Annotated in this window: 3 protein-coding genes and 1 pseudogene; 1 reads left to right on the top strand and 3 read right to left on the bottom strand. The window is 45.4% G+C overall.

All coding sequences use genetic code 11. The features are described from left to right. From H6B51_RS18510 to H6B51_RS16400, 3 genes and pseudogenes are all read right to left on the bottom strand, one after another. Window positions 1-917: pseudogene (locus H6B51_RS18510) on the bottom strand (recombinase family protein); the annotation flags it as partial. Further along, window positions 914-1,402, bottom strand: a complete 489-nt coding sequence (locus tag H6B51_RS16405) for a PcfB family protein (protein ID WP_204884675.1) — start codon at window positions 1,400-1,402, stop codon at window positions 914-916. The gene H6B51_RS16405 and the pseudogene H6B51_RS18510, both read right to left, overlap by 4 nt. A gap of 6 nt (window positions 1,403-1,408) precedes the next feature. Continuing rightward, on the bottom strand, window positions 1,409-2,302 hold the full coding sequence (locus tag H6B51_RS16400; protein WP_204884674.1) for a DUF6017 domain-containing protein: 894 nt from the start codon (window positions 2,300-2,302) through the stop codon (window positions 1,409-1,411). 413 nt (window positions 2,303-2,715) lie between these two features. Between H6B51_RS16400 and H6B51_RS16395 the strand changes: the two genes are divergently transcribed. Next, window positions 2,716-4,191 (top strand): AAA family ATPase, encoded by a 1,476-nt coding sequence (locus tag H6B51_RS16395; protein WP_204884673.1) that lies wholly within the window; start codon window positions 2,716-2,718, stop codon window positions 4,189-4,191. The last annotated feature ends 144 nt before the right edge of the window (window positions 4,192-4,335 follow it).

Raw genomic sequence — 4,335 nt, 5'->3', positions numbered from 1 at the left:
CAATAAAGCGTACATGGTACTCGTCAAAGGTGCGCTTCAAAAGCCCCACTTCGACAACATCACGGCCAATCCTGCTTTGGTCTTTGATAATGACCGTAGCCACATTTCCCGCCCGGATTTCTTCCAGCATAGCGTCCAGCCCCGGACGCTTGAAAGTCGTTCCCCGCACTCCGTCATCGGTGAAGTGCCGGATATTCGTAAAGCCGTTCTTTTGGGCGTAGTCCTCCAAAATGCGCTTTTGGTTTTCTATCGACACGCTTTCCCCGGCTCGCTCATCGTCATGGGAAAGACGCTCGTACAGGGCTGTGATTTTTCCCTTGTCCGGCTGTTTCTTCATGGGGTGTAACCTCCTTTCTTGAGGGTGCGCGCTCCCTTTATCCTTATTGTAAATTACCATTGGGATCGGTGACCACATAGCTGCTGTGCATCTGCATGAGAGAGGGTTTGACGAAGAACCGGGTCTTACCGCTGCCGCTTCCACCGATGACCAGGATATTTTTGTTCCGGGCGTACTTGGGATTTTTCGGGCGGCTGGACATGGTGAGCTTTTCCGTCTGGGTCAGAGGGATGTTCCAGTCAGGGACCGAATCGACATAGGGGGCAATATCCGCCGCCGTGCCCCACCGGGCGCTGCCGTACTCAATGCCCTTGCGGTATTTGCGGGCGTTTTTCCCTTTGGCGTACACCGCCAGCCGAACAATGACCGCCCCGGCGATACCTGCCAACAGGTCCAGCGGATGCAGGCTTGACAGCCCAGAAGAAAACGCCTCCGTAAAGCCCCGGCTCAAATGCAGGAACTTTTCAGAGGCGTCAAGGCCGGGTGCAAGGCGCACCGCCTGGCAGAGCTTATCAAAGAGATACACGAACAGCAGGTACGGGAGGTTGGGGAGCAGCTTTTTCTTCCAGTCAACCGTCATAATTCCACACCCCGGTCTTTGGTCTTGACCTTCTCCCGCTGGCGGTGCTGGGCTTTGGCCTGCTGCTTCGCCTGCTCCAGCTCCTTGCGGATGGAGGGCTTTTTCTCTTTCTCCAGGTTCTTTGCAGAGAACTCTCGAAAGGCCGCCGTGATAACGTCGGCATCCCGGCCCTTGAAGAACACCAGATAGCGGGGTATCTCGCCGCTGGTATCCTTTTTCAGAGCGAAGTCAATGCCGTACTTCTTGGCGGTGGCGGAAAAGGCCCGTATGTTCTGATCGGTGATCTCGATGTTGGAAACGCCGGTGTTGTGCTTCATAAGCTGCCGGAGGGTCTGCTTGCCGTGGTGCAGCTTGGTCTTGCGGCCGGTCACTCCTTTCTGCATCTCGTCCAGCACTTTTTTCATGGCCTGTTGCAGCATCCCGGCGGAGAGCTTTGTAGCCTCCACACAGAGGGCAACGGTGCGCTGGGTGACTTCTTCCTGCATGACCTATCATCTCCTTTCTCCGCTACCGTAGAGGTCGTGGTTCACCAGGGACGCATAGTAGCTGTCGATGGTGGCCGGGGCGTTATACAGGGCAGCCAGCAGATATTTCTTGATATTGCGGACATAGGTGGTGTTGTCCCGCATCCGGTCCAGCACATACTCGATGTGGGAACTGTTCAGCTTCAGGAACCGGGATTTGACCACCTTCGCCGGATAGTCGTCCCCGGCAATGCGGATCGTCCCCCTATGGGAACAGACGGTATCCACCATGAGCTCCACCAGTTCGTTCAGACGGTCACGGTCCATGCGCTCGTTCTGTACGAGGATGTCATACTCGATATTCTCCAAAATCAGCTCCCGATAGCTCTCTCGCTCCCGCATCCAGTCCCGTCCGGTCCTGTTGGCTCCTGCGGGGGGTTGGGGGCTTGATTGGATAGGATTTGATCCTTCCGTACTTGATGAATCAGTATTTTGTTCTTCAGGATTTCTTTTCTCTTTATTTAATTGCGGCCGGTTTTCCAGACATGGGTTATCCATATCCGGGTTTTCCGTATCTGGACAAGCCGTATCCGGCTCGTCCTCACACGGCTGGCCCGCGTCCGGGGGATGGGGCGTCTCGTAGATGACATACTCCACATCCACGATTTTGCCCTTGCTGTCCCGGAGCCGGTTGCGAACTATGTACCCGGCTCGTTCCAGCTCCTTCAGGGCAGAGCCAATGCTGTCCGTGCCCTCCTTGCAGATTTTCGCCAGGCCCCTGGTGGTGTAGTTCCAGTCCTCCGGCAAGGACAGCATCATGGAGAGCAGCCCTTTGGATTTCAGCGATAGACCCGCGTTGCGCAGGTGGTGGTTGGACATCACCGTGTAGTCGCGGGTTTTCTCAATGCGAAATACCGCCATGTTATCACCTCCCTTCGGCGGTCTGAAAAAGTGTTCGTTTTCTAGGAAAGATGATCTCTATGCTGCCCGGATACCCAGGAGGGGAAAGCCTATGGTCAGTGGCCTTCCGACAAATTGTGTAAAGGAAAAAGCTCCTTTTGGGACAGTTTTGAGCACAAAAAACGCCATAGGCTTTTGCCCATGGCTCAAAACATAACGTAATTTGCTATATAGCCACATTAAGGAAACTAGTACATTGTTTGGGTCGTATGATAATGATATAATACTATTATTGAAAAATAGCTTTACCAAATGTCTAGTCTATTTGTTTTAAATAAGTATGAATTTATACACCGAATATCTTGGCTTTTACCTTTTCAATAACTTGAAAATAGCAAAATAATTAAAGTTGCAGTTAGAAAGGGTTTTTTATCATGTTTAAAAAACTTATATCAATTCAAAATTATGGCCGTTTTTCTAATTTTAATATTACGCAATCAGATTGGGATGGCACATTTTCTAAAACAAATGTAATTTATGCGCCCAATGGTTTTGGTAAAACAAGTTTCTCTGTAATGATGCGTTCGATTTCTGGGTACGATGCGTTAATTACTAAAAAAACGACCTTTGATACACAAGGTACCCCTTCTATAAAATTTATTGTTGATTCGAATAAGGAATTAACTTACAACAACGGAAAGTGGAAACAACATTATCCACAGATCGAAGTCTTTGACAGTTTTTACCTGGAGGACAATGTATATATAATTTCTATTGACGATAATCCAGAACGCTTAAATCTTTTTGAGTTACCAATTGCTTCTGAGATTACAACTATTAAGCAGACACTAGCAAGCAAGACTGACGAACTCACAAGAATAAGGGGAAAAATCAGAAACAAAAGATATACGCTAAAGAAAGAAGGGCTCAAGAAAGATGAAATAGATAAAAACAAAGCATATCTTAGATTAGCAAAAAGCCGTGACACTTTAGCGCGCGAAATTACTGACTTAGAACACGAGCGGCTTGCTTTGCCAGAAGGGCAACGAACAAAATACATAGAAAAAATAAACAAGTATTTGTCGCTTTTTTGCGATTCTTTAAGATTAACAAAAATTAAGGCTTTTAAAGATAGCGCAGGAAAAAAACAACGCTTAGTATATTCTCTATCTATTCACGGACATGAGATCAATATTAAACAACGCGAAAATACATCACTAAAGTATTATCTAAGCGATGGGGATAAAAATGCGTTAGCACTTTCTTTTTTTCTCGCTAAATTTGATTTGATCCCCAACAAAGATAAATATACAGTTATTATTGATGATCCCTTTACAAGTTTTGATACTCAAAGGAAAACTACTACTATAACACAACTAGCACGCCTTTCAGAACAGGTTGAACAACTCTTTTTATTGACACATGATTTATATTTTGCAAACGACTTTCACAACGCATGTATTACAAAACCTTTAAGCCTTAAAATAACTACTAAGAATAATAGTAGCATTCTTGCATTAAATAATCTTTCTGTAGCGATGTTAACAGGGTTTAATAAGGATTTGAAAACATTGAGAGACTTTCTCGCAGGCAATAGTGATGAGGATGATTTGCATCTACGAGAAGTTTGCAGATGTATTCGGCCAACGATAGAAGGAATTTTTAGAATTAAATATTATAATTATATAAGAGAAAATCAATGGTTAGGAGATTTTATAGCCTTAATAAGGTCTTCTGACCCGAAATCTTCACTTTATAGGCTTAAAGATCAATTAGAAGAAATCGAAGAAATTAATGAATATTCAAAAATTTATCATCATAGCAATCCCAACTACTTGGAGATTCCCATTTCGCCGTTAGAACTTAAAAACTATGTTAGAAGAACCCTTTCGTTAATTGAAATAATATAAATCCACTTTTTAACATAGTTTTGCTGGAATATTTATTGTTAGGGCAACACCGCATAATAAGGCAAAAAGAACCGTCCTGCCAAGACATAGCTTTTGGCAGAACGGTTTGTGTTTAGAATTCTCGCAGAAGGCATACGGATTCAA

It is taken from the genome of Pseudoflavonifractor phocaeensis (genome assembly GCF_016901955.1).
Lineage (GTDB): Bacteria > Bacillota > Clostridia > Oscillospirales > Oscillospiraceae > Flavonifractor > Flavonifractor phocaeensis_A.
The sequence above is the reverse complement of the archived record's forward strand: the minus strand, read 5'-3'. Positions and strand labels throughout refer to the sequence as shown.